This window comes from Aeromonas sp. FDAARGOS 1415 (assembly GCF_019048365.1).
Lineage (GTDB): Bacteria > Pseudomonadota > Gammaproteobacteria > Enterobacterales > Aeromonadaceae > Aeromonas > Aeromonas taiwanensis.
Window position 1 is genome coordinate 3,227,833 of the sequence record NZ_CP077363.1, and the last position, 22,072, is coordinate 3,249,904.

Consider the following 22,072-nt stretch of genomic DNA (forward strand, 5'->3'; position numbering starts at 1 on the left):
TTTGTTTGGGTCTGGCGAACCTAGTCGCGCAGGGGCTTGCCCTTGAGCAGCCTGCGCACCCAGTAGCGAGCCGGGTGGAGCGCCTCCAGCAGATCGCTGGACAGGGGCAGCGGCTCCCCGCAGATCTCGCTGGCGACCAGCTCCCCGCACAGCGGCGCCGAGCACAGACCCCGGGAGCCGAGGGCGCCCAGCACATAGAGGCCGGGGTAGAGGGGCAGGGCGCTCTGCTGATCTGCGGGGGCGTTGACGTCGTGATCCGCCAGCGCCGCCAACCGGGCGATTGGCCCCGCCACCGGCAGGTGATCACGGCTCGCGCAGCGCACCCCGACGCGGGCCTGAGCGCCACTTACATCCACCTCGGCGGGCCAGGCCTGCGCTGGCAGACAGGCTTGCAGCCGCGCCCGGTTCTGGGCCTGTTCCTCGGCATTGAATGTCTGGCTGGTCTGGTTGCGGCCATAGCTGGCGCCGATGCAGTGCGCGCCATTGTGGGCCGGGGTGAGGTAGCCGTCGTAGCAGAGCACGGTCTTGAGCTGGCTCAAGCCAGCCGTGGTCGGCACATGGCTCACCTGGCCGCGCACCGGGTAGAGCGGCAGCTCGGCGAAGGGGAGGAGGGCGGGCAATCTGTGCCCGGCGGCCACCACCAGATTGGGGGCCTGCCAGTGGCGGCCGTCCTGACTCTCCACCCGCCAGCCGCCGTCCTGCTCGGCTATGTGGGTCACAGAAGCATTGAACTCCACTTCCAGTCGCCCGCTGGCCTGGGCCTCCTTGATGGCGGCGCGGGTGAGATCCGCCGGACAGAGCCAGCCTCCCAGCGGATAGCTGACGCCCCCCACGCCGCAAGGCAGGCCGACCACCTGCTCGACCTCGTCGGCACTCAGGGGGCGCATCAGGTCCGAGGGGAAGGGGCCCAGGCTCATCTTGGCCAGCTTGGCGGCGGACTTGTCGTCATACCCGAGCTGGGTGACGCCACACAGCGAGAAGGCGACGGGGTGGCGCTCGGCCAGGGCCAGCAACCGGCTTCTGGCAAAGCCGAAGGCCAGCGCATAGAAGCGCGAGAGCGCGTCGTGCTCGCCGTTGAGCAGGGGATAGAGCGCCCCCTGGCGGTTGCCGGAGGCGCCGCCGGCCGGCTCACCATCTTCGCACAGCAGCCAAACCTTGCGGCCCCGCTCCACCAGGGAGAGCGCCGTCATGGCCGAGGCGATGCCACCGCCGATGATGAGCACCTCACCCTCCCGCCCGGCGGGGCGGGCATACCAGGGGGCTATGGTCTGCTGGGGCAGCTTGTCTGCGCGCTCGCCCGCCAGCATCTCCCGCTTGCTGCCGTGGCCCTTCACCTTCTTCATGGCAAAGCCCGCGGCAATCAGCCCCCGGCGCACGAAACCGGCGCAGGTAAAGGTGGAGAGGGTCGCACTGGGGCGGGCGAGACGGGCGAGGCCGTCAAACAGATCCTGGGTCCACATCTCGGGATTCTTGGCCGGCGAGAAGCCGTCCAGATACCAGGCGTCCACCAGACCGTCGGCCTGATGGGGCACCTGGGGCAGCATCTCCTTGATATCGCCAAACCAGAGGTCGAGGTGGATGCGACCGCCAGCAAACAGCAGGCGGTGGCAGCCGGAGACCGGCAGCGGCCATTGGTCGATGAGAGGCTGGCTCAAGGGCGCGAGCTCGGGCCAGGCCGCGAGCGCCTTGCGCAGATCGGCCTGGGTGAGGGGGTATTTTTCGAAACTGATGAAGTGCAGCCGGGAGCCGTTGCCAGTTTGGGGCGCCTGTTCCAGAAAGGCGGCCATTGTCGCCAGAAAGTTAAGACCTGTGCCGAAACCTGTCTCACCTATCACGAAACTGTCACTATCATGGTGTGAAAATCGCGCTGGCAGCCGATTTTGCTGCAAAAAGACGTAGCGGGTTTCACTTAGACCGTTATCATTGGAAAAGTACACATCCCCGAACTCACTGGAGACTGGAGTTCCCGCTTCATTCCAGTCCAATCGGGCATGATGTAAGGATGTTTGACTCACGTTTTCCTCGGCTCGCGTCACAAAATCGCGGGCATTCTACGTGAAAGCAGACCAGTTTGGCAGCCGAAAGCGGGTAGACTCGGTGCCAGTTTTTCCAGACGAGATGAATTAATGAGAAGAGCAGTGATCACCGGTATCGGCGTCATCTCCAGTATCGGCAACAACAAGGAAGAGGTGCTGGCCTCCCTGAAAGCAGGCAAATCCGGCATCACCTATTCCGAGCAGTTTGAACAGTACAACCTGCGCAGCCGTGTCTGGGGTAACATCAAACTCGATCCGTCTGAACTGATCGACCGTAAAGTCATGCGTTTCATGGGTGACGCTGCGGCCTATGCCTACCTCTCCATGCAGCAGGCCATCGAAGACGCCGGCCTGCCGGAAGATCAGGTCTCCAACGAGCGTACCGGCATCGTGACCGGTTCCGGCGGCGCCTCCGGCAAGAACACCTCCGAGTCCGCGGACATCGCCCGTGAGAAAGGGGTCAAGCGCGTGGGTCCCTACATGGTGCCGCGCACCATGTCCTCCACCACCTCCGCCTGCCTGGCCACCCCGTTCAAGATCAAGGGTGTCAACTACACCATCAGCTCCGCCTGCGCCACCTCTGCCCATTGCATCGGTCACGCACTGGAACTGATCCAGCTTGGCAAGCAGGACATCGTCTTCGCCGGCGGCGGCGAGGAGCTGGACTGGTCCTCCACCATTCAGTTCGACGCCATGGGCGCCCTGTCCACCAAGTACAATGACAACCCGGAAAAAGCGTCCCGCACCTATGACGCCGACCGCGACGGTTTCGTCATCTCCGGTGGCGGCGGTATCCTGGTGGTCGAGGAGCTGGAACATGCCCTGGCCCGTGGTGCCCACATCTATGCCGAGATCACCGGTTACGGTGCGACCTCCGATGGCTATGACATGGTGGCTCCGAGCGGTGAAGGCGCCGTGCGTTGCATGAAGATGGCGATGCAGGGTGTCGGCAAGGTGGACTACATCAACACCCACGGCACCTCCACCCCGGTCGGTGATACCAAGGAGCTGGAAGCCATCCAGACCCTGTTCGGTGCGGATGCGCCCAAGCTGTCTGCCACCAAGGCGATGACCGGTCACGCCCTGGGCGCTGCCGGCGTGCACGAGGCCGTCTACTCCCTGCTGATGATGGAACACGGCTTCATCGCCCCCAGCATCAACATCGAGAACCTGGACGAGAAGGCGGTAGGCCTGCCCATCGTGCGCGAGTACGAAGAGGCTGACCTCAATACCGTCATGTCCAACAGCTTCGGTTTCGGCGGCACCAACGCCTCCCTGGTGTTCAGCAAGTTCAAGGCTTGATGCCCTCGGGATAGACAAGCGAAATAGAAAAAGGCGCCGCAAGGCGCCTTTTTTATTGGACTATGTCATTGAGCCTGAACGGGTTCGGCAAGAGGCAGGCGCATATAGACGGCGCCATCCCCATACTCCGCCAGCGACTTGCGGGTCTCCGCCACGAGGAATCCCTGCTTGCGCCAGAAGGCGGGGGCATCCTGCACCGCCACCAGACCGGCATGGCGATACCCCTCGCGACTCGCGAAATCCAGCGCCTTGGCCAGGAGCCGCCGACCCAGCCCGAGGCCCCGGGCCTCGCCAGAGACCGCGAGATCATGCAGATAGAACTCGTCACGCCCGGCCAGTACCTGCATGGGCACCGAGAGGGGCGGAGGCTGGTGGGCACGCCAGGGGTGGCAGAGCAGGTAGCCCAGCACCCGGCCCCGGCGTTCGGCCACCCAGCAGGAGGCCGGGGCCAGCTCGGACTTGTTCTGCATCACCTCGAGGGGCTCGGGCTCCAGCTGGTGATAACACTCGCGCTGGATGGCCATGATGGCGGGCCAGTCGGGGGCCCGGATGGTTCGGATCGTGATCATCGTGTTCAGGGGACTGGCCCCGGGTCAATCTGTGACAAAAACTGGCGCCGTGCTCAGCGAGCGGCCTCTTTGCTGACCACCTTGATCAGCTGGTAGCGCAGGGAGGGCGCATCCGCCGGCACATTGGTGAGCCGCTCCTTGCTGACTTCCAGCTGGTAGCGGAAACCGGGTTCGAAGGTGAAGCCTTCAATCTGCTGATAGAAGAGGCTCCAGCTCTCGCCTGGCTGGCTGCGCACCTGCATGCACTGCATGGGGCCGACGCCGACGCAGTGTACCAGCTGGCTGTTGACGTAGAGGGTCTCGCCCGCCGTGGGGGCCGGGGCGCTCTGGCAGGCGCTGAGCAGGAGGGCGGTGCTGAGGAGCAGGGGAGATTTCATGATGGGTGTCCTTGGCGTAAAGGGGCGCGATTAAACCCGCAAATGAAAAGGCGGTCAATGACCGCCTTTGTAACAAACCATGTCGACCCTTTCAATCAACGCTGGTCGAGGGGCGTGAATTCACGCTGCGCCTGACCGGTATAGAGCTGACGCGGGCGACCGATCTTCTGGTCCGGATCCGAGTGCATTTCGTTCCAGTGGGCGATCCAGCCGATGGTGCGGGAGATGGCGAAGATCACGGTGAACATGGACATGGGGATGCCGATGGCCTTCATGATGATGCCGGAGTAGAAGTCCACGTTCGGGTAGAGCTTCTTCTCGATGAAGTAGGGGTCGGACAGCGCGATGCGCTCCAGCTCCATGGCCACGTCCAGCAGCGGATCCTTGATCTGCAGCTCGGTCAGTACCTCGTGGCAGGTTTCGCGCATCACGGTGGCACGGGGATCGTGGTTCTTGTAGACCCGGTGACCAAAGCCCATCAGACGGAACGGATCGTTCTTGTCCTTGGCCTTGGCAATGTACTCGGGGATGCGATCCACGGAGCCGATCTCCTCGAGCATCTTGAGGCAGGCTTCGTTGGCACCGCCGTGGGCCGGACCCCACAGGGAGGCGATCCCCGCGGCGATACAGGCGAACGGGTTGGCACCGGAGGAGCCCGCCAGACGCACGGTGGAGGTGGAGGCGTTCTGCTCGTGATCCGCATGCAGGGTGAAGATGCGGTCCATGGCGCGCTCGACGATGGGGTTGACCTTGTACTCTTCGGTCGGCACGCCAAACATCATGTGCAGGAAGTTGCCGGCATAGGAGAGGGCGTTGCGCGGCTGCATGAAGGGCTGGCCGATGGAGTACTTGTAACACATGGCGGCCAGGGTCGGCATCTTGGAGAGCAGACGGAAGGCGCAGATCTCGCGGTGCTCCTCGTTGTTGATGTCGAGGGCATCGTGGTAGAAGGCAGACAGGGCGCTGACCACGCCGCACATGACGGCCATGGGGTGGGCGTCACGACGGAAGCCGCGGAAGAAGAAGGCGATCTGCTCGTGCACCATGGTGTGACGAGTCACCAGACGCTCGAACTCCGCGTATTGGGTCTTGGTCGGGGCTTCGCCGTACAGCAGGATGTAACAGACTTCGAGGTAGCTGGCCTGGGTGGCCAACTGGGCGATGGGGTAACCGCGGTGCAGCAAGACACCCTGGTCGCCATCGATGTAGGTAATGGATGATTTGCAAGAACCGGTGGCCATGAAACCGGGGTCGAAGGTGAAATATCCTTGCGTGCCCAGCTTTCTGACATCGATCACGTCGGGTCCAACGGTACCGGAGAGGATCGGTAGTTCAACCGGCTCTTTTCCGGGCAGGTGTAGGGTGGCTATCTTATCAGCCATAGCACGTCTCCTTTGCTCTTTTATAATTTGGTTCCAGTCCTACTTTATTACGACTTTCATAACGCTGGCAAAGGTTCTTACCCGTACCACGGCGGCTGGAGCGCCCTATTTGAACCAGAGATTCACAGCTTTGTCAATTTTGCTGGATGATCATTAATGACTTGTTAAAGCTGTTGTGGGATCTGGTTTACGGTTTTGGGTTTTCTGTGTAGCTATTTGATTGTCATTGGTTAAGGCCGCCGATATACTGCGCCACGTGGGTGATGGTCGTCGGTGTTTGAAACGCTTTCGCAAAGCCAGATGTGACATCAAAAATGCTATTTTTGGCTTTCCCGAGTTGTTTTGGTAACAAAAACCTAACAAATGCCACTCCTAGCCCTCAAAGCGTGTGAAAACAATAACTAACGTGCTCAATGGAGCTGAGTGGGCAAAGCCGTGAAAAACAAACAGAGACCTGTAAACCTCGACCTACAGACGATCAGCTTTCCTGTCACCGCCATCGCTTCCATCTTGCATCGTGTCTCAGGGGTCATCACCTTTGTGGCATTGGCCATCTTGCTGTGGATGCTTGGTACTTCACTCGCCTCTCCCGAAGGATTTGAAACCGTGGTGTCCATCATGGACAACTTCCTGGTCAAATTCGTGCTGTGGGGGATCCTGACCGCGCTGGCTTACCACATTGTGGGCGGGCTGCGTCACCTGGTCATGGACATGGGCTATTGGGAAGAGCTGGAATCCGGTAATCAGAGCGCCCGCGTGGCCTTCGTGATCACTGCGGTTCTGGCGGTTTTGGCGGGGGTGCTGGTATGGTAACCAATTCTGCAACTTTCGGGCGTAGCGGCGTTCACGATTACATCCTGATCCGCGCCACCGCCCTCATCATGACGTGCTACGTCCTCTATCTGGTGGGCTTTGTCGCCTTCAATGACATCACCTACGAGGTGTGGACCGGCTTCTTCGCCAAAACCTTCACCAAGGTCTTTACCCTGCTGACGCTCGTGTGCGTCCTGATCCACGCCTGGATCGGTCTGTGGCAGGTGCTGACCGACTATATCAAGCCGGTCGGGCTGCGCGGTGCGCTGCAGTTCCTGCTGATCGTGGTGCTGTTTGTCTATGTGATGACTGGTTTCGTCGTGCTGTGGGGTGTGTAAGGTGACTATTCCAACTCGTGAATTTGATGCGGTCGTGATCGGTGCCGGTGGTGCCGGCATGCGCGCCGCGCTGCAGATTGCCCAGTCCGGCAAGAGCTGCGCCCTGTTATCCAAGGTTTTCCCGACTCGTTCCCATACCGTTTCCGCCCAGGGCGGGATCACGGTCGCCCTGGGCAATGCCCACGACGACAACTGGCAGTGGCACATGTATGACACCGTCAAGGGCTCCGATTACATCGGTGATCAGGAAGCCATCGAGTACATGTGCAAGACCGGCCCCGAGGCCATCTATGAACTGGAGAACATGGGCTTGCCCTTCTCCCGTTTTGAGAACGGTACCGTGTATCAGCGTCCGTTTGGCGGCCAGTCCAAGAACTTCGGTGGCGAGCAGGCTGCCCGTACCGCGGCGGCTGCCGACCGTACCGGCCACGCCCTGCTGCACACCCTGTACCAACAGAACGTCAAGAACCAGACCACCGTCTTCTCCGAGTGGTATGCGCTGGATCTGGTGAAGAACCAGGACGGCCACATCGTCGGTTGTACCGCCATCGACATGGAGAGCGGCGAGGTCGTCTACTTCAAGGCCAAGGCCACCGTGCTGGCCACCGGCGGCGCCGGTCGCATCTACCAGTCCACCACCAACGCCCACATCAACACCGGTGACGGCGTCGGCATGGCGCTGCGCGCCGGGGTCGGCGTGCAGGACATGGAGTTCTGGCAGTTCCACCCGACCGGCATCGCCGGGGCAGGGGTGCTGGTGACCGAGGGTTGCCGCGGTGAAGGCGGCTACCTGCTGAATAAAGACGGCGAGCGCTTCATGGAGCGTTATGCGCCGAATGCCAAGGACCTGGCCGGTCGCGACGTGGTGGCTCGTTCCATCATGATCGAGATCCGCGAAGGCCGTGGCTGTGACGGTCCCTGGGGCCCGCACATCAAGCTCAAGCTGGATCACCTGGGCAAAGAGGTCCTGGAATCCCGCCTGCCGGGCATCTGCGAGCTCTCTCGCACCTTCGCCCACGTGGATCCGGTCAAGGAACCCATTCCCATCATCCCGACCTGCCACTACATGATGGGCGGCGTGCCGACCAGCGTGAACGGCCAGTGTCTGACCCAGGACAAGGATGGCAACGACGTGCCGGTGGTCGGCCTGTTCGCGGTGGGCGAGATCGCCTGCGTCTCCGTGCACGGCGCCAACCGCCTCGGTGGCAACTCCCTGTTGGATCTGGTGGTGTTCGGTCGTGCCGCCGGCATGCACCTGGTGGAGACCCTTGGCTCGATGGAGCACGGCGTGGAAGCCACCGACGCCGACATCGCCAAGGCGCTCGAGCGCTTCAACCGCTGGGAAAACAACCGTGACGGGGAAGACCCGGCCCAGATCCGCAAGGACCTGCAGCGCTGCATGCAGAACAACTTCTCCGTGTTCCGGGAAGGGGATGCCATGGCAGAAGGGCTGGCCGAGCTGAAACTCATCCGCGAGCGCCTCAAGAACGCCCGTCTGGACGACACCTCCAAGGAGTTCAACACCCAGCGCATCGAGTGCCTGGAGCTGGACAACCTGATGGAGACCGCCTATGCCACCGCGGTGGCGGCGAACTTCCGTACCGAGAGTCGTGGCGCCCACAGCCGCTTCGACTTCCCGGAGCGTGACGATGAGAGCTGGCTGTGCCACAGCCTCTATCATCCGGACACCGAGTCCATGACCCGTCGCGCTGTCAACATGTCACCCAAGACCCGTGAGGCGTTCCCGCCCAAGGTCCGGACTTACTGATTGCGGAGCCAAGCACAATGAACGTCACATTCTCTGTCTACAGATACAATCCGGACGTTGATAACGTCCCGTATATGAAGGATTATCGTCTTGATATTCCTGAAGGTTCCGACATGATGGTGCTCGACGCACTGATCCAGCTCAAGGAGCTGGATCCCACGCTTGCCTTCCGCCGCTCCTGCCGCGAAGGGGTCTGTGGATCCGACGGTCTCAACATGAATGGCAAGAACGGTCTGGCCTGCATCACCCCGCTCTCCGATCTCTTGAAGAAGGGCAGCAAGGTCGTCATTCGACCCTTGCCCGGTCTGCCGGTGATCCGGGATCTGGTGATCGACATGACCCAGTTCTACACCCAGTGGGAGAAGGTCAAACCCTTCCTCATCAACGAGGAAAAACTGCCGCCCGTGCGTGAGCACCTGCAATCCCCCGAAGAGCGCGCCAAGCTGGATGGCCTGTACGAGTGCATACTCTGTGCCTGCTGCTCCACCTCTTGCCCCTCCTTCTGGTGGAACCCGGACAAGTTCATCGGCCCGGCCGGGCTGCTCGCCGCTTACCGCTGGCTGGCGGACAGCCGCGACACCGCGGCTGCCGAACGCCTGGGTAACCTGGACGACGCCTTCAGCGTGTTCCGTTGCCACGGCATCATGAACTGCGTGAACGTCTGTCCCAAGGGCTTGAACCCGACCAAGGCCATCGGCCAGATCAAGTCGATGCTGCTCAACCGGGCTGTTTAGTATCAGGGCCAGGACGCCTCGCGCCGGGCCCGACCTCTGGATAGCCATCCCGTCTCTGGTGGGATGGCTATGACCCTACAAGCTGCACTGCAGCGAACAAGATGTACAAAGGGATAGAAATGCATAACGGCGTGATGAAGGCCTGGTTGGAGTCATCTCACCTGGCTGGTGCGAATGCAAGCTACATTGAGGATTTGTACGAATCCTTCCTGGAAAACCCCGAGTCCGTGGCCGACGAATGGCGCAATCTGTTCCAGTCGCTGCCCCAGGTCAATGGACATGCAGTAGAACAACCCCATTCCCAGGTTCGCGACTATTTCCGCCGCCTGGCCAAGGACCCCTCCCGTTACAGCGCCCCCGTTTCCGATCCCCAGGTGGATGCCAAGCAGGTTCGCGTACTGCAACTGATCAACGCCTTCCGCTTCCGTGGCCACCAGAATGCCAACCTCGACCCTCTGGGCCTGTGGCAGCGTGAACCGGTCGCCGAGCTCGACCCCGCGTTTCACAATCTGCAGGGGGCCGACATGGAGGCCACCTTCAACGTGGGCTCCTATGCCATCGGTCGCGAGACCATGGTGCTCTCCGATCTCTACACCTCCCTGAAGAAGACCTACTGCAGCAGCATAGGCGCTGACTACATGCATCTCACCTCCACCGAGGAGAAGCGCTGGCTGCAAGACAGGCTCGAATCCATCGAAGGGAAGGGGACCTACAGCCTCGAAGAGAAGACCCGCTTCCTCGAGAGCCTGACCGCTGCGGAAGGGCTGGAAAAATACCTGGGTGCCAAGTTCCCGGGGGCCAAGCGTTTCTCCCTGGAAGGGGGCGATGCCATGGTGCCCATGCTCAAGGAGTTGATCCGTCGCGCCGGTGAGCAGGGCTGCAAGGAGGCCGTCATCGGGATGGCCCACCGCGGTCGCCTGAACGTGCTCATCAACGTGCTGGGCAAACGCGCCCAGGATCTGTTCGACGAGTTTGCCGGCAAGCACGGCGAGTCCTGGGGCACGGGTGACGTGAAGTACCACATGGGCTTCTCCTCCGACTTCGCCACCCCGGGTGGCAACGTCCACCTGGCGCTCGCCTTCAACCCGTCTCACCTCGAGATCGTCAACCCCGTGGTCATCGGCTCCGTGCGTGCCCGTATGGATCGTCGTGGCGACAAGGACGGCTCCAGCGTCCTGCCCATCACCATCCACGGTGACTCCGCCATCGCGGGGCAAGGGGTCGTTGCCGAGACCTTCAACATGTCCCAGACCCGTGCCTATGGCGTGGGAGGGACGGTGCGCATCGTCATCAACAACCAGGTCGGTTTCACCACCTCCTACATCCGTGACCTGCGCTCCACCGAATATTGCACCGACATCGCCAAGGCGGTGCAGGCGCCCGTGCTGCACGTCAACGGGGACGACCCGGAAGCCGTGGTGCTGGTGACCCAGATTGCCCTGGATTACCGCAACACCTTCAAGCGCGACGTGGTGATCGAACTGGTCTGCTACCGTCGTCACGGCCACAACGAGGCCGACGAGCCGAGCGCCACCCAGCCGCTGATGTACCAGAAGATCAAGCAGCACCCGACCCCGCGCAAGATCTACGCCGATCAGCTGATCGCCGAAGGCACCATCACGCCGGAGCTGGCCACCACCCTGGTCAACGACTACCGCGACACCCTGGATCGGGGCGAGCGCGTGAGCAAGGAGTGGCGCCCGATGGAGCTGCACTCCGTCGACTGGACTCCGTATCTGGGCCACGACTGGGCCATGCCCTATGACAGCACAGTGCCGATGGATCACCTGAAGGCCCTGGGCGAGCGGGTGAGCCAGTACCCGGCTACCCACGTGCTGCAGCGCCAGGTCGAGAAGATCTACGAAGACCGCCGCCTGATGGCCGCCGGCGAGAAGCTGGTGGACTGGGGCTTTGCCGAGACCCTGGCCTACGCCACCCTGGTGGACAAGGGCTCCCGCATCCGCTTCACCGGGGAAGACTCCGGCCGTGGCACCTTCTTCCACCGCCACGCCGTGCTGCACAACCAGAGCGATGCCAGCACCTACACCCCGCTGTGCAACCTGCACGACGAGCAAGGTCCGTTTGAAGTCTACGACTCCGTGCTGACCGAGAACGCGGTGCTGGCGTTTGAATACGGCTACGCCACCGCGGAGCCTGCCGGCCTCACCATCTGGGAAGCCCAGTTCGGCGACTTCGCCAACTGTGCCCAGGTCGTGGTCGACCAGTTCCTCTCCTCCGGCGAGCAGAAGTGGGGCCGGATGTGCGGCCTGACCATGCTGCTGCCTCACGGTTACGAGGGGCAGGGTCCGGAGCACTCCTCCGCCCGTCTGGAGCGTTATCTGCAGATGTGCGCCCAGCACAACATGCAGGTGTGCGTGCCCTCCACTCCGGCCCAGGTGTTCCACATGCTGCGCCGTCAGGTGGTGCGTCCGATGCGCCGTCCGCTCATCGTGATGACGCCCAAGTCCCTGCTGCGCCACCCGCTGGCGGTGAGCAAGCTCGAAGAGCTGGCGGAAGGCACCTTCCAGAACGCCATCGGCGAGATCGATGCGCTGGATCCGAAGGGCGTGAAGCGCGTGGTCTTCTGCTCCGGCAAGGTCTACTACGACCTGCTCGATGCCCGTCGCAAGGCGGAGCAGCAGGACGTGGCCCTGGTGCGGATCGAGCAGCTCTACCCCTTCCCGGAAGAGGAAGTGCGCGCCATCCTGGCCGACTATGCCCACGTCACCGACTTCGTCTGGTGTCAGGAAGAGCCGCAGAACCAGGGCGCCTGGTACAGCACCCGTCATCACTATGACAGCGTGCTGCCGAGCCATGCCCGCCTGCGTTATGCCGGCCGTCCGGCCTCGGCCTCACCCGCCGTCGGTTACATGTCCGTCCACACCAAGCAGCAAAAAGCCCTGGTGGAAGACGCGCTTACCCTGGAATAAACGAGTTGTGGATGAGAGGGGCGCCGGATGGCGGGCCCTCTCTGACCTGGAACCAGCCCGCTGGCCAAGAAGTAACAAGGAACTGATTACATGACTATCGAGATCAAGGTACCGGACCTGCCGGAATCCGTGGCGGACGCCACCATCGCGACCTGGCACAAGAAACCGGGTGATCTGGTTGCCCGTGACGAAGTACTGGTTGACATCGAAACCGATAAAGTCGTGCTGGAAGTGCCGGCGCCGGAAGCCGGCGTGCTTGGCGATATCCTGCAAAGCGAAGGGGCCACCGTGCTCTCCCGTCAGCTGATCGCCATGCTCAAGCCGGCTCCGGTGGCCGGTGAAGCGACCAGCGAGAAGCCGGCAGAGGTCGTTGCCGATGACGCGACCGAGGGCCTGAGCCCCTCCGTGCGCCGCCTGGTGGCCGAGCACGACATCGACGTCGCCAAGCTGACCGGCACCGGCAAGGGTGGTCGCGTCACCAAGGAAGACGTGGATGCCTTCATCAAGAACCTGGGCAAGGCCCCCGTGGCTGCGCCGGCTGCCGCCGCCCCTGTGGCTGCCGCGCCCGTGGCGACCCTGGCCGGTCGCACCGACAAGCGCGTGCCCATGACCCGTCTGCGCAAGCGCATCGCCGAGCGTCTGCTGGAGGCCAAGAACACCACCGCCATGCTGACTACCTTCAACGAGATCAACATGGCGCCCATCATGAAGCTGCGCAAGCAGTACGGCGAGATCTTCGAGAAGAAGCACGGCATCAAGCTCGGCTTCATGTCCTTCTACGTGAAGGCCGTTGTCGAATCCCTCAAGCGCTACCCGGAAGTGAACGCGGCGCTGGACGGTGACGACATCGTCTATCACAACTACTTCGACGTCAGCATCGCCGTCTCCACCCCCCGTGGTCTGGTGACCCCGGTCCTGCGCGACTGCGACAGCATGAGCCTGGCGGACATCGAGAAGGCCATCAAGGATCTGGCCGGCAAGGGCCGTGACGGCAAGCTGACCGTGGACGAACTGACCGGTGGCAACTTCACCATCACCAACGGTGGTGTGTTCGGCTCCCTGATGTCCACCCCCATCATCAACCCGCCCCAGAGCGCCATTCTGGGCATGCACAAGATCCAGGACCGCCCCATGGCCGTCGACGGCAAGGTCGAGATCCTGCCGATGATGTACCTGGCGCTTTCCTACGATCACCGCATCATCGACGGCCGCGAGTCCGTGGGATTCCTGGTCTCCGTCAAGGAGCTGCTGGAAGACCCGACCCGTCTGCTGCTGGATGTCTGAGCGACTGACTGAAAGATAACGAGGGGCCGCCCAGGCCCCCATTCACAGGGGATTGAGAAACACGAGCCCCGGACGGAAATACCTACAACACGGATAGAGCATCTATGAATCTGCATGAATATCAGGCAAAACAGCTGTTTGCCGAGTATGGCCTGCCGGTCTCCGAAGGTTATGCCTGCGCCACTCCGCAGGAAGCGGCCGAAGCGGCCGACAAGATTGGCGGCAACACCTGGGTCGTCAAGTGCCAGGTCCACGCCGGTGGCCGTGGCAAGGCGGGCGGCGTCAAGCTGGCCAAGAGCAAGGACGAGATCCGCGCCTTTGCCCAGCAGTGGCTCGGCAAGAACCTGGTAACCTACCAGACTGACGCCAACGGTCAGCCTGTCACCAAGATCCTGGTGGAATCCTGCACCGACATCGCCAAGGAGCTCTACCTGGGCGCCGTCGTGGACCGTGGCTCTCGCCGCGTGGTCTTCATGGCCTCCACCGAAGGTGGCGTGGAGATCGAGAAGGTCGCCCACGAAACCCCGGAACTCATTCACAAGGCCGCCATCGATCCGCTGGTGGGCCCGCAGCCTTACCAGGCGCGCGAGCTGGCCTTCAAGCTGGGTCTGGTCGGCGATCAGATCAAGCAGTTCACCAAGATCTTCATGGGCCTGGGTCAGATGTTCCTGGACTGCGACTTCGCCCTGCTGGAGATCAATCCCCTGGTCATCACCGACAAGGGCAACCTGCACTGCCTCGACGGCAAGATCAACATCGACGCCAATGCCCTGTATCGCCAGCCGAAGCTGCGCGAGATGCACGACCCGTCCCAGGATGACCCCCGCGAAGCGCACGCCGCCCAGTGGGAGCTGAACTACGTGGCCCTCGACGGCAACATCGGCTGCATGGTCAACGGCGCGGGCCTGGCCATGGGTACCATGGACATCGTCAACCTGCACGGTGGTTCCCCTGCCAACTTCCTGGACGTCGGCGGCGGCGCCACCAAGGAGCGCGTGACCGAGGCCTTCAAGATCATCCTGTCCGACAGCAAGGTACAAGCCGTGCTGGTCAACATCTTCGGTGGCATCGTGCGCTGCGACATGATCGCGGAAGGCATCATCGGTGCCGTGAAGGAAGTCGGGGTGAAAGTGCCCGTGGTGGTGCGTCTGGAAGGCAACAATGCCGAACTGGGTGCCCGTAAACTGGCCGACAGCGGCCTCAATATCATCGCCGCAACGAGTCTGACTGACGCAGCTCAGCAAGTGGTAAAAGCAGCGGAGGCCAAATAATGAGCGTTCTGATCAACAAAGACACCAAGGTGATCTGCCAGGGCTTTACCGGCGGTCAGGGTACCTTCCACTCCGAACAGGCGATTGCTTACGGTACCCAGATGGTCGGCGGCGTCTCCCCGGGCAAGGGCGGCACCACTCACCTGGGTCTGCCGGTGTTCAACACCGTCCGTGACGCCGTGGAAGCCACCGGCGCCACCGCCTCCGTCATCTATGTGCCGGCCCCGTTCTGCAAGGACGCCATCCTGGAAGCCATCGATGCCGGCATCAAGCTCATCGTCACCATCACCGAAGGCATCCCGACCCTGGACATGCTGGACGTCAAGGTGAAGCTGCAGGAAACCGGCGTGCGCATGATCGGCCCCAACTGCCCGGGCGTCATCACCCCGGGTGAGTGCAAGATCGGCATCATGCCCGGCCACATCCACAAGCCGGGCAAGGTGGGCATCGTCTCCCGCTCCGGCACCCTGACCTATGAAGCGGTCAAGCAGACCACGGACGAGGGCTTCGGCCAGTCCACCTGCGTCGGTATCGGTGGCGACCCCATCCCGGGCTCCAACTTCATCGACATCCTGGAGATGTTCCAGAACGACCCGCAGACCGAAGCCATCGTGATGATCGGCGAGATCGGCGGCAACGCCGAGGAAGACGCAGCGGCCTACATCAAGGCCCACGTCACCAAGCCGGTGGTCTCCTACATCGCGGGCGTCACCGCCCCGGCTGGCAAGCGTATGGGTCATGCGGGCGCCATCATCGCCGGTGGCAAAGGCACCGCGGCCGAGAAATTTGCCGCCCTGGAAGATGCTGGCGTGAAAACCGTGCGCTCCTTGGCCGATATCGGCAAAGCCCTGCGTGAAGTAACCGGTTGGTAAGTCCTTTCAGCCCGTTATCTCTGATAAAAAGCCGCCCAATGGGCGGCTTTTTTATGGATGGAATATGATGATTGGCATATTGAAAATAGTTTTTCTATTTACCGCTAGATCTTGAATAAATCCCTGCGTAGGATAGCGGTTGGCTAAATGATAATTTTTTAATATTTCGTGGGCGGCAATATTTATGATGGAATTATTTGATACAAATCAGAGTAAAACTGTACTTGCTAAGTTTAAGAGCAAAATTGATAGCTTAATTCCTTCGAACGACTTCGAGAAACAGAGGAATAGTCTTATACGTTTAGTTGTGAATGCTATGGAGAAAAGACCTGATGAATGGAATACATTCTGTCAGATAAATATACAATGGATAGGAGATCAATTTATTAGTAGGCTTGCTGATGAGAAAGAGCTGACAAAAGATAGGTTAGATGATATTTGCTCGATGTGCTTTCGATTTCTTTTTGAGTTGTACCTTTCAAACAAAAATGATCTTTCAATGGAGTTCGAAGTTGCTAAGCGCTTCGTTTTTGATAATGTAAATTTATTTGAGGATATGGCAAGGGAACAGATTGAATTCGCTATTCGTGACCTACCTATCAGTATTTTTAAAGAGGTCGCAAACAGTGATGAAATCGAAACGCTAAAGAATTTCGAGACTGTTGCAGCGAAAGCCAAAAAATTGAAAGAAGAATGGGAGCATGATTTAAATGAGAGGGAAGGTAGAGTAAAAGCAATAGAGGCATCTCTATCTAGATATGAGAATGGATTTAATTTTGTTGGTCTGTATCAAGGTTTTGATGATCTAGCAAATGAAAAGAAAAGTGAGCGAGATGGGATTTTATTCTGGTTGAAATTGTTGTCTGTGATAATTTTCTTACCAATCATTACAGAGTTTTTGGTAATTTACAGAAGCATCGACAATATATCTGCCATCAGAGATGGTTTGTTAGCGTCTATTTTTCCAACACTTTCTTTAGTCGCAATTTCCATTTATTATTTTAGAGTGCTTCTTTTTAACTACAAATCAGTTAAGTCACAATTATTGCAAATAGACCTTAGAAAAACATTATGCAGGTTTATTCAAAGTTATTCTGAGTACGCTAGCAAGATAAAGAGCCAAGATGCCGATGTGTTGGATAAATTTGAACGAATTATATTCTCTGGAATAGTGACCGAGGATGGAAACCTGCCGTCTACGTTTGATGGAGTTGAACAAATAGGAAACTTCATAAAATCGATTAAATCCTAGGTTGTAGGAAATCTGGGGAACCACCTTTTGACTGTAGTGTAAACATTAATTTGGTTTGAGAGATCTCTGTCGAGAGGGGCACCTATGATCATTGTCCGCGTATGTCAAATCATCTCGTATGTTGGGCTTCGCAAGTCCAGCCACAACCTATAGGCGTTGTCGGTTGGTGCTGAGCATGCGAAGCCAAACGCTTATCGTAGACAGCCACCAACCTTGAAAAATCGGGCCATAGGGCGTATAACCACGCGCTTGTCAGTGTGTTGAGTGAGCCAACTTTTATGCAGCAGAGTGAACCCGTGCAGACCGCCCCCTTTTGGCAGGTGAAGAGCCTGCAACAGATGACCACGGCCGAGTGGGAGTCCCTGTGCGACGGCTGCGGCAAGTGCTGCCTGAACAAGCTCATTGACGAGGACACTGAGGAGTTGGTGTTCACCAATGTCGCCTGCAACCTGCTCAATACCAAGACCTGCCAGTGCTCCGATTACGGCAACCGCTTCAAGAAAGAGCCGGACTGCCTGCAGATCACCCACGACAAGATTGCCGAGTTCAACTGGCTGCCCTCCACCTGCGCCTATCGCCTGCTGGCGGAGGGGCAGACCCTGCCCGAATGGCATCCGCTGATCACCGGCAGTCGCTCCGCCATGCATCAGGCGGGTCAGTCGGTGCGCGGCAAGGTGATCCATGAGGTACATGCCGGCGACTGGGCCGACCATATCATCACCTGGGCCAGCTAACGTCAGACCCGTCTATCGGGCCAGCCGCGAGCCGTATCAACTGCGAAGGGGCAGGGGAGTCATCACTCTCCTGCCCCTTCGGCTTTCTGGCTTTTCCCTAAGCGCTGCGAAGGCGCCTATTTATCCGCCTTGCCCGCCGCATCGGCGAGTTTGGCCAGTTGTTTGTCATACCAGGCCACCGGGCGGTTTTCATCTTCCGCCCGCTCCTTGCGCCGGATAGCGTTGCGCACCACCATGGCCCCCAGCCAGCGAAATGGCTCGTGCGGAAAGTAGCCGCGCGGGCCGCTCACCAGGGCGCATTCGCGCCACGGCTTGTCCTCCTCCCGCACTTCATCGCGCACCAAGGCCGCCAGAATTTGGCCACCCATCCAGCTCTGGGCCACCCCGTTGCCGGAGTAGCCGAGGCCATAGACAACGTTGGGCTGCCCTCGCCAGTGGCCGAAGAAGGGAAGGCCATCCACCGAGCGGTCGGAGGCACCGCACCAGCTGGCGGCGATGGGCACATCCTTGAGCGCCGGAAAGAAGCGGCGCAGGGTGCGGGTGAGGGGGGCAAGATAACGGCTCGGTGCATCAAACTCGGCCAGATGGCGGTTGGCAAAGGCGAAGGTGTTACCCCCCTTGCCGAGCATCAGCCGCCCTTGTGGGGTGGAGCGGTAGTAGTGGACAAAGGTGCGGCCATCCACCACGGTGCGGCCGTGCGCAAGCTGCTGGGCGGCAAGCGCCTGTGGCGCCGGGTCGGTTATCACCATGTCGGAGGAGACCAGCACGATACTGCGGCGAAACTCGCGAAAGTGCTGCACCATGGCGCTGTTAAGCGCCAGCACCACCTTGCGGGCACGCACCTCACCTTGTGGTGTTTGCACCCGCGCAGGCTGACCCGCCTCAAGGCGCTGCATCGGCGAGCCTTCATAGACCTCGATCCCCAGCTCCCGCGCCACCCGCATCAGGCCACGCACCAAGAGCGCCGGTTGCACCGAGCCCGCGTGGGGGCTGTAGAGCCCTTCCAGATGGACGTGGGAGCCGCTCTGGCTCGCCAGTTCACCCTCTTCAATAGCCTGCCACTGGTTAAGACCGGCTCGCTTGAGTTCCTGCAATACCGGCTCCATCAGGCCGCGCTGGGCCTCGCTGGTGGCGGTGTAACAGGTGCCCTCGACCCTCAGCTCTGCCTCTATGTGGTGCGTTTCGCAGAAGCGGGCGATCTCGTGTACCGCCTGCTCGGATCTTTGTACCAGCCAGGCGGCCTGATCTTCGCCAAAGAGACGCTTTAAGGTCAGGTATTTGGCCGACCAGGTGAGCAGGCAGCCGCCGTTGCGCCCGGAGGCGCCGCTGCCGCAGCGATCTTTTTCCAGCACCATGATGCGCAATTGTGGCTCGGCCTGTTTAAGGGCGATGGCGCTCCACAGCCCGGTAAAGCCGCCGCCGACGATACAGACATCGGCCTCGTGGTGGCCGACGAGGGGCGTGGGTGGCGCGGGCTGTTCGGCGGCCAGGGCCTCGGCCAGCCAGAAGGGGAGAATGGACATGGTGACTCCTCGAAATGGTTATGGGTGGCGCCAGCGCTGGGTGCGGGCCAACAGGGCGCGGCTAAGGAAAAGCTGAGCCAGCTTGACGGTGGCGGCGGCCAGCAGGATCAGGGTGGCCATGGCGGCGGCTGCAGCGGTATCGCCAGAATCCTCCATATTGAGCACGGCGATGGAGGCGAGCACGCTGTCGCTGGAATAGAGGAAGATCACCGCCGAGGTGGTGGTCATGGCGTTGACGAACAGATAGATGAAGATCTCCAGCAGTGCGGGCAGGGAGGCGGGCAGGGTGACCCGCCAGAATGCCTTCCAGAGCGGGATTCGCAATGAGATGGCCACCAGCTCCAGCTCCTTGGGCAATTGCTTGAGGCTGGTCAGCGCGGTCATATGACCCACGGTGTAGTAGTGGATGATGCAGGAGAGCACCATCAGCGGCAGAGTGCCATAGAGAGTGCCAAAGAGCGGATTGCCGTTGAAAAAGAAGATGTAACCCAGCCCCAGCACCATGCCGGGCACCGCCAGCGACAGCATGGCAAGCAGATGTAGCAATTGGCGCAGCGGCGCAAAGTGGAGCCCCTTCTCCTGTGCCCAGGCCAGCACCATCACCAGCGCGGTGCCGATAAGCGCGGTATAGAGGCCCAGTTGCAAGGTGTTGGTAAAGGGCTGCCAGCCATAGACGCTGTTGCTGTCAAAGGCGTAGTGATCCAGCGTCAGCCCGAGGTTGTAGGGCCAGAACTGCACCAGGGAGCCGTAAACCGCCATCCCCACCAGCGCCAGAAACAGCAGGGCCCAGAGTGTGCACCAGCCGAGCGCCAGCAGATCCCGCAGCCGATGGGGTTTGGGCTGATAGGGCACCGCCTTGGTGCTGCTCTGCTCCTGCATCTTGCTGCGCACCCTGTGCTCCAGGGCAAAGCTCAACAGTGCCGGTAGCAGCAGGGTGACGCTGGCAACGGCGCCCAGCGAGAAGTTCTGCATCCCGATCACCTGCCGGTAGATGTCGGTGGCCAGCACGCTGTACTGGCCGCCAATCACCTTGGCCACTCCGAAGTCGCAGATGGTGAGGGTGAAGACCGCGATGGCGGCGCTTAAAAGGCCATAACGGGCGGTGGGCAAGGTGACGGTGACAAAGGTGCGCCAGCCGCTGCTGCCCAGCACCCGGGAGGCTTCATAGAGGCGGGCATCGCTCTGACCGAGCGCCGTGATAAGGATCATCAGGGCGTGGGGGAAGCACCAGAAGCCCAGACCAATGACGATGCCGATGGGGCCGTAGATGCTCTCGCCGCCGAGCAGCCCCTTGGCAACTCCCTGATTGCCGAACCAGTAGACCAGACTGATGGCGGGCAGCAGGGAGGGCATAAGGAGCGGAATAAGGCCGATGAGGCGAAACAGGGGCTTGCCCGGCATGCAGGTACGGGTGAGGGCGTAGGCGTAGCCGAAGGCGATGGTCACCACCAGCGCGGTGATCAGCACCCCGAGCCAGAGGGTGTTGCCGATGGTACGCCCCAGATGAGGGGAGTCGAAGTAGGCGCTGAAGTTGGCAAGCCCCACCCAGAGCCCGTTCTCATCCTGCAGGCTCTTTTGCAGCATGGTGAGCAGGGGCAGCAAGAGGCCCCCTACCAGCAGGGCGATGCCGAGCACCAGCAGGATCAGTTGCAGCAGCTGATCCCGGCTCCAGCCGAAACAGAGGCGCTGCCAGCGGGCGTCTTGCCGGGTTGTCGTTGGCGGCAACAGGGAGGAGGTCGCAAGGGGGGCAGTCATGGGCGCTCTCCTTCAAACAGTTGCATCGCCGCGACGGGCCAATGCAGGGAGCAGCGCATGCCGCTGCGCCAGCCACCCTGCTCGTGTTTGGGCAGCTCGTGGGTGGGGCGCTCCACCAGAATTTGCTGCGGGCCCAGATAGGTGTCGGCGATGCAGATAAGGCGCTGGGCGGCGCCGAGAAACTCCACCTGATCGATGGTTGCTTCAACGCCATGTTGCCCAAGACAGGGCTCGCTCGGCGTACCCAGAGTGATCGCCTCGGGGCGGATCGCCACCTGCAATTTGCTGCCAGGGTTGGCCTGGTTGGCGAGCGGCAGGGGGTGTTCATTGAGGCGCACCTGGGTGGGGCTCAGCACCAGGGTCTCGAGGAAGTCCATGGTGCCGACAAAGCTTGCCACGAAGCGGCTCGAAGGCCTGTGGTAGATCTCCTGCGGGGTGCCCACCTGGACGATGCGACCGCCCTCCATCACCACGATGCGGTCGGCCATGGTCAGCGCCTCTTCCTGATCGTGGGTCACCATGATGGTGGTGATGCCAAGGCGCTGCTGCAGGGCGCGGATCTCGCTGCGAAGGTGGGTGCGCACCAGCGCATCCAGCGCGCTGAGGGGTTCGTCCAGCAACAACAGACCGGGGGAGAGGGCGAGCGCGCGGGCCAGCGCCACCCGCTGCTGCTGGCCGCCGGAGATCTGGCTCGGGTACTTGTGGGACTGGGCCGTGAGACCCACCAGAGCGAGCCAGTGATCGACCCGCTCCTTGATGAGATCCCGCGCCAGCCTCTGATTCTCGAGGCCGAAGGCGATGTTCTGGGCCACCGTCAGGTTGGGGAAGAGGGCGTAGGACTGGAACACGATGCCAAAATCGCGCTGCTGGGGCGGCAGTTGGGAGATATTGCGCCCCCCTTGCCAGATCTCGCCGCTGTCCGGCAGATCCAGCCCGGCGATGGCTCTGAGCAGGGTGGTCTTGCCGCAGCCGGAGGGGCCGAGAAAACAGATAAACTCTCCCGGCTCAATGGTCAGGGAGATCCCCTTGAGGGCCTGAAAAGCGCCGAACTGCTTGTTGAGGTGTTGGATGTCCAGATAGGGCTGGGTCATGGTGCGACTCGCTACTGATTTGGTATATACCAGTTTGCGGG

18 protein-coding genes are annotated in these 22,072 nt (G+C 60.9%); 11 read left to right on the forward strand and 7 right to left on the reverse strand.

The window, feature by feature from the left end; all coding sequences use genetic code 11:
- Positions 1-20: 20 nt before the first annotated feature.
- On the reverse strand, positions 21-2,036 hold the full coding sequence (gene mnmC, locus I6L45_RS15190; protein WP_216982521.1) for a bifunctional tRNA (5-methylaminomethyl-2-thiouridine)(34)-methyltransferase MnmD/FAD-dependent 5-carboxymethylaminomethyl-2-thiouridine(34) oxidoreductase MnmC: 2,016 nt from the start codon (positions 2,034-2,036) through the stop codon (positions 21-23).
- 90 nt (positions 2,037-2,126) lie between these two features.
- Here mnmC and fabB point away from each other — a divergent pair, with 90 nt between their 5' ends.
- The gene (gene fabB / locus I6L45_RS15195) at positions 2,127-3,338 is read left to right on the forward strand and encodes a beta-ketoacyl-ACP synthase I (protein ID WP_043761092.1); all 1,212 of its coding nucleotides are present in this window, start codon (positions 2,127-2,129) and stop codon (positions 3,336-3,338) included.
- Positions 3,339-3,403: 65 nt separating this feature from the next.
- Here the strand turns inward: fabB and I6L45_RS15200 are convergent, their stop codons facing one another.
- The 3 genes from I6L45_RS15200 to I6L45_RS15210 form a co-directional block, all read right to left on the reverse strand.
- Positions 3,404-3,907, reverse strand: a complete 504-nt coding sequence (locus I6L45_RS15200) for a GNAT family N-acetyltransferase (RefSeq protein WP_043761090.1) — start codon at positions 3,905-3,907, stop codon at positions 3,404-3,406.
- 53 nt (positions 3,908-3,960) lie between these two features.
- Entirely contained in the window at positions 3,961-4,284 is a 324-nt protein-coding gene (locus I6L45_RS15205) for a DUF4377 domain-containing protein (RefSeq protein ID WP_043761087.1), read from the reverse strand.
- Between the two features lie 95 nt (positions 4,285-4,379).
- Positions 4,380-5,666 carry a citrate synthase gene (locus I6L45_RS15210; protein ID WP_043761085.1) on the reverse strand — a complete coding sequence of 429 codons (1,287 nt, stop codon included), beginning with the start codon at positions 5,664-5,666 and terminating at the stop codon, positions 4,380-4,382.
- A gap of 423 nt (positions 5,667-6,089) precedes the next feature.
- On the opposite strand from I6L45_RS15210, the gene sdhC reads away from it, so the two are divergent.
- From sdhC to I6L45_RS15260, 10 genes are all read left to right on the forward strand, one after another.
- Positions 6,090-6,479: a succinate dehydrogenase cytochrome b556 subunit gene (gene sdhC, locus I6L45_RS15215; protein ID WP_043761083.1), complete on the forward strand. Its 390-nt coding sequence runs from the start codon at positions 6,090-6,092 to the stop codon at positions 6,477-6,479.
- Entirely contained in the window at positions 6,473-6,817 is a 345-nt protein-coding gene (sdhD, locus tag I6L45_RS15220; RefSeq protein ID WP_043761081.1) for a succinate dehydrogenase, hydrophobic membrane anchor protein, read from the forward strand. The genes sdhC and sdhD overlap by 7 nt, the downstream gene beginning before the upstream one ends.
- Position 6,818: 1 nt before the next feature.
- Positions 6,819-8,585 carry a succinate dehydrogenase flavoprotein subunit gene (gene sdhA, locus I6L45_RS15225; protein ID WP_043761079.1) on the forward strand — a complete coding sequence of 589 codons (1,767 nt, stop codon included), beginning with the start codon at positions 6,819-6,821 and terminating at the stop codon, positions 8,583-8,585.
- Positions 8,586-8,602: 17 nt separating this feature from the next.
- Positions 8,603-9,319, forward strand: coding sequence for a succinate dehydrogenase iron-sulfur subunit (locus I6L45_RS15230; protein WP_043761077.1), 717 nt, complete (start codon positions 8,603-8,605; stop codon positions 9,317-9,319).
- Between the two features lie 119 nt (positions 9,320-9,438).
- The gene (gene sucA / locus I6L45_RS15235) at positions 9,439-12,249 is read left to right on the forward strand and encodes a 2-oxoglutarate dehydrogenase E1 component (protein ID WP_216982522.1); all 2,811 of its coding nucleotides are present in this window, start codon (positions 9,439-9,441) and stop codon (positions 12,247-12,249) included.
- Between the two features lie 90 nt (positions 12,250-12,339).
- Positions 12,340-13,533 carry a 2-oxoglutarate dehydrogenase complex dihydrolipoyllysine-residue succinyltransferase gene (gene odhB, locus I6L45_RS15240; RefSeq protein ID WP_134697330.1) on the forward strand — a complete coding sequence of 398 codons (1,194 nt, stop codon included), beginning with the start codon at positions 12,340-12,342 and terminating at the stop codon, positions 13,531-13,533.
- A gap of 104 nt (positions 13,534-13,637) precedes the next feature.
- Positions 13,638-14,804, forward strand: coding sequence for an ADP-forming succinate--CoA ligase subunit beta (gene sucC / locus I6L45_RS15245; protein ID WP_043761071.1), 1,167 nt, complete (start codon positions 13,638-13,640; stop codon positions 14,802-14,804).
- Positions 14,804-15,676 carry a succinate--CoA ligase subunit alpha gene (sucD, locus tag I6L45_RS15250; RefSeq protein WP_005300222.1) on the forward strand — a complete coding sequence of 291 codons (873 nt, stop codon included), beginning with the start codon at positions 14,804-14,806 and terminating at the stop codon, positions 15,674-15,676. Before sucC ends, sucD begins: the two co-directional genes overlap by 1 nt.
- A gap of 184 nt (positions 15,677-15,860) precedes the next feature.
- Positions 15,861-16,928, forward strand: a complete 1,068-nt coding sequence (locus I6L45_RS15255) for a hypothetical protein (RefSeq protein WP_216982523.1) — start codon at positions 15,861-15,863, stop codon at positions 16,926-16,928.
- A 278-nt stretch (positions 16,929-17,206) separates the two neighbouring features.
- Positions 17,207-17,662: a YcgN family cysteine cluster protein gene (locus I6L45_RS15260; RefSeq protein ID WP_045524731.1), complete on the forward strand. Its 456-nt coding sequence runs from the start codon at positions 17,207-17,209 to the stop codon at positions 17,660-17,662.
- Positions 17,663-17,778: 116 nt separating this feature from the next.
- Here the strand turns inward: I6L45_RS15260 and I6L45_RS15265 are convergent, their stop codons facing one another.
- From I6L45_RS15265 to I6L45_RS15275, 3 genes are read right to left on the reverse strand one after another with little or no spacing between them, the layout of a single operon-like run.
- Positions 17,779-19,185 (reverse strand): FAD-dependent oxidoreductase, encoded by a 1,407-nt coding sequence (locus I6L45_RS15265; protein ID WP_216982524.1) that lies wholly within the window; start codon positions 19,183-19,185, stop codon positions 17,779-17,781.
- Between the two features lie 18 nt (positions 19,186-19,203).
- On the reverse strand, positions 19,204-20,940 hold the full coding sequence (locus I6L45_RS15270; RefSeq protein ID WP_216982525.1) for a putative 2-aminoethylphosphonate ABC transporter permease subunit: 1,737 nt from the start codon (positions 20,938-20,940) through the stop codon (positions 19,204-19,206).
- Entirely contained in the window at positions 20,937-22,031 is a 1,095-nt protein-coding gene (locus I6L45_RS15275; protein ID WP_216982526.1) for a putative 2-aminoethylphosphonate ABC transporter ATP-binding protein, read from the reverse strand. The genes I6L45_RS15270 and I6L45_RS15275 overlap by 4 nt, the downstream gene beginning before the upstream one ends.
- Between the last annotated feature and the right edge of the window lie 41 nt (positions 22,032-22,072).

What these genes read in the sequence shown, in the direction of transcription:
- fabB (WP_043761092.1), top strand. Translation starts at nt 2,127, where the DNA reads ATGAGAAGAGCAGTGATCACCGGTATCGGCGTCATCTCCAGTATCGGC.
- I6L45_RS15200 (WP_043761090.1), bottom strand. Translation starts at nt 3,907, where the DNA reads ATGATCACGATCCGAACCATCCGGGCCCCCGACTGGCCCGCCATCATG.
- I6L45_RS15205 (WP_043761087.1), bottom strand. Translation starts at nt 4,284, where the DNA reads ATGAAATCTCCCCTGCTCCTCAGCACCGCCCTCCTGCTCAGCGCCTGC.
- I6L45_RS15210 (WP_043761085.1), bottom strand. Translation starts at nt 5,666, where the DNA reads ATGGCTGATAAGATAGCCACCCTACACCTGCCCGGAAAAGAGCCGGTT.
- sdhD (WP_043761081.1), top strand. Translation starts at nt 6,473, where the DNA reads ATGGTAACCAATTCTGCAACTTTCGGGCGTAGCGGCGTTCACGATTAC.
- I6L45_RS15230 (WP_043761077.1), top strand. Translation starts at nt 8,603, where the DNA reads ATGAACGTCACATTCTCTGTCTACAGATACAATCCGGACGTTGATAAC.
- sucA (WP_216982522.1), top strand. Translation starts at nt 9,439, where the DNA reads ATGCATAACGGCGTGATGAAGGCCTGGTTGGAGTCATCTCACCTGGCT.
- odhB (WP_134697330.1), top strand. Translation starts at nt 12,340, where the DNA reads ATGACTATCGAGATCAAGGTACCGGACCTGCCGGAATCCGTGGCGGAC.
- sucC (WP_043761071.1), top strand. Translation starts at nt 13,638, where the DNA reads ATGAATCTGCATGAATATCAGGCAAAACAGCTGTTTGCCGAGTATGGC.
- sucD (WP_005300222.1), top strand. Translation starts at nt 14,804, where the DNA reads ATGAGCGTTCTGATCAACAAAGACACCAAGGTGATCTGCCAGGGCTTT.
- I6L45_RS15255 (WP_216982523.1), top strand. Translation starts at nt 15,861, where the DNA reads ATGATGGAATTATTTGATACAAATCAGAGTAAAACTGTACTTGCTAAG.
- I6L45_RS15260 (WP_045524731.1), top strand. Translation starts at nt 17,207, where the DNA reads ATGCAGCAGAGTGAACCCGTGCAGACCGCCCCCTTTTGGCAGGTGAAG.
- I6L45_RS15265 (WP_216982524.1), bottom strand. Translation starts at nt 19,185, where the DNA reads ATGTCCATTCTCCCCTTCTGGCTGGCCGAGGCCCTGGCCGCCGAACAG.
- I6L45_RS15270 (WP_216982525.1), bottom strand. Translation starts at nt 20,940, where the DNA reads ATGACTGCCCCCCTTGCGACCTCCTCCCTGTTGCCGCCAACGACAACC.
- I6L45_RS15275 (WP_216982526.1), bottom strand. Translation starts at nt 22,031, where the DNA reads ATGACCCAGCCCTATCTGGACATCCAACACCTCAACAAGCAGTTCGGC.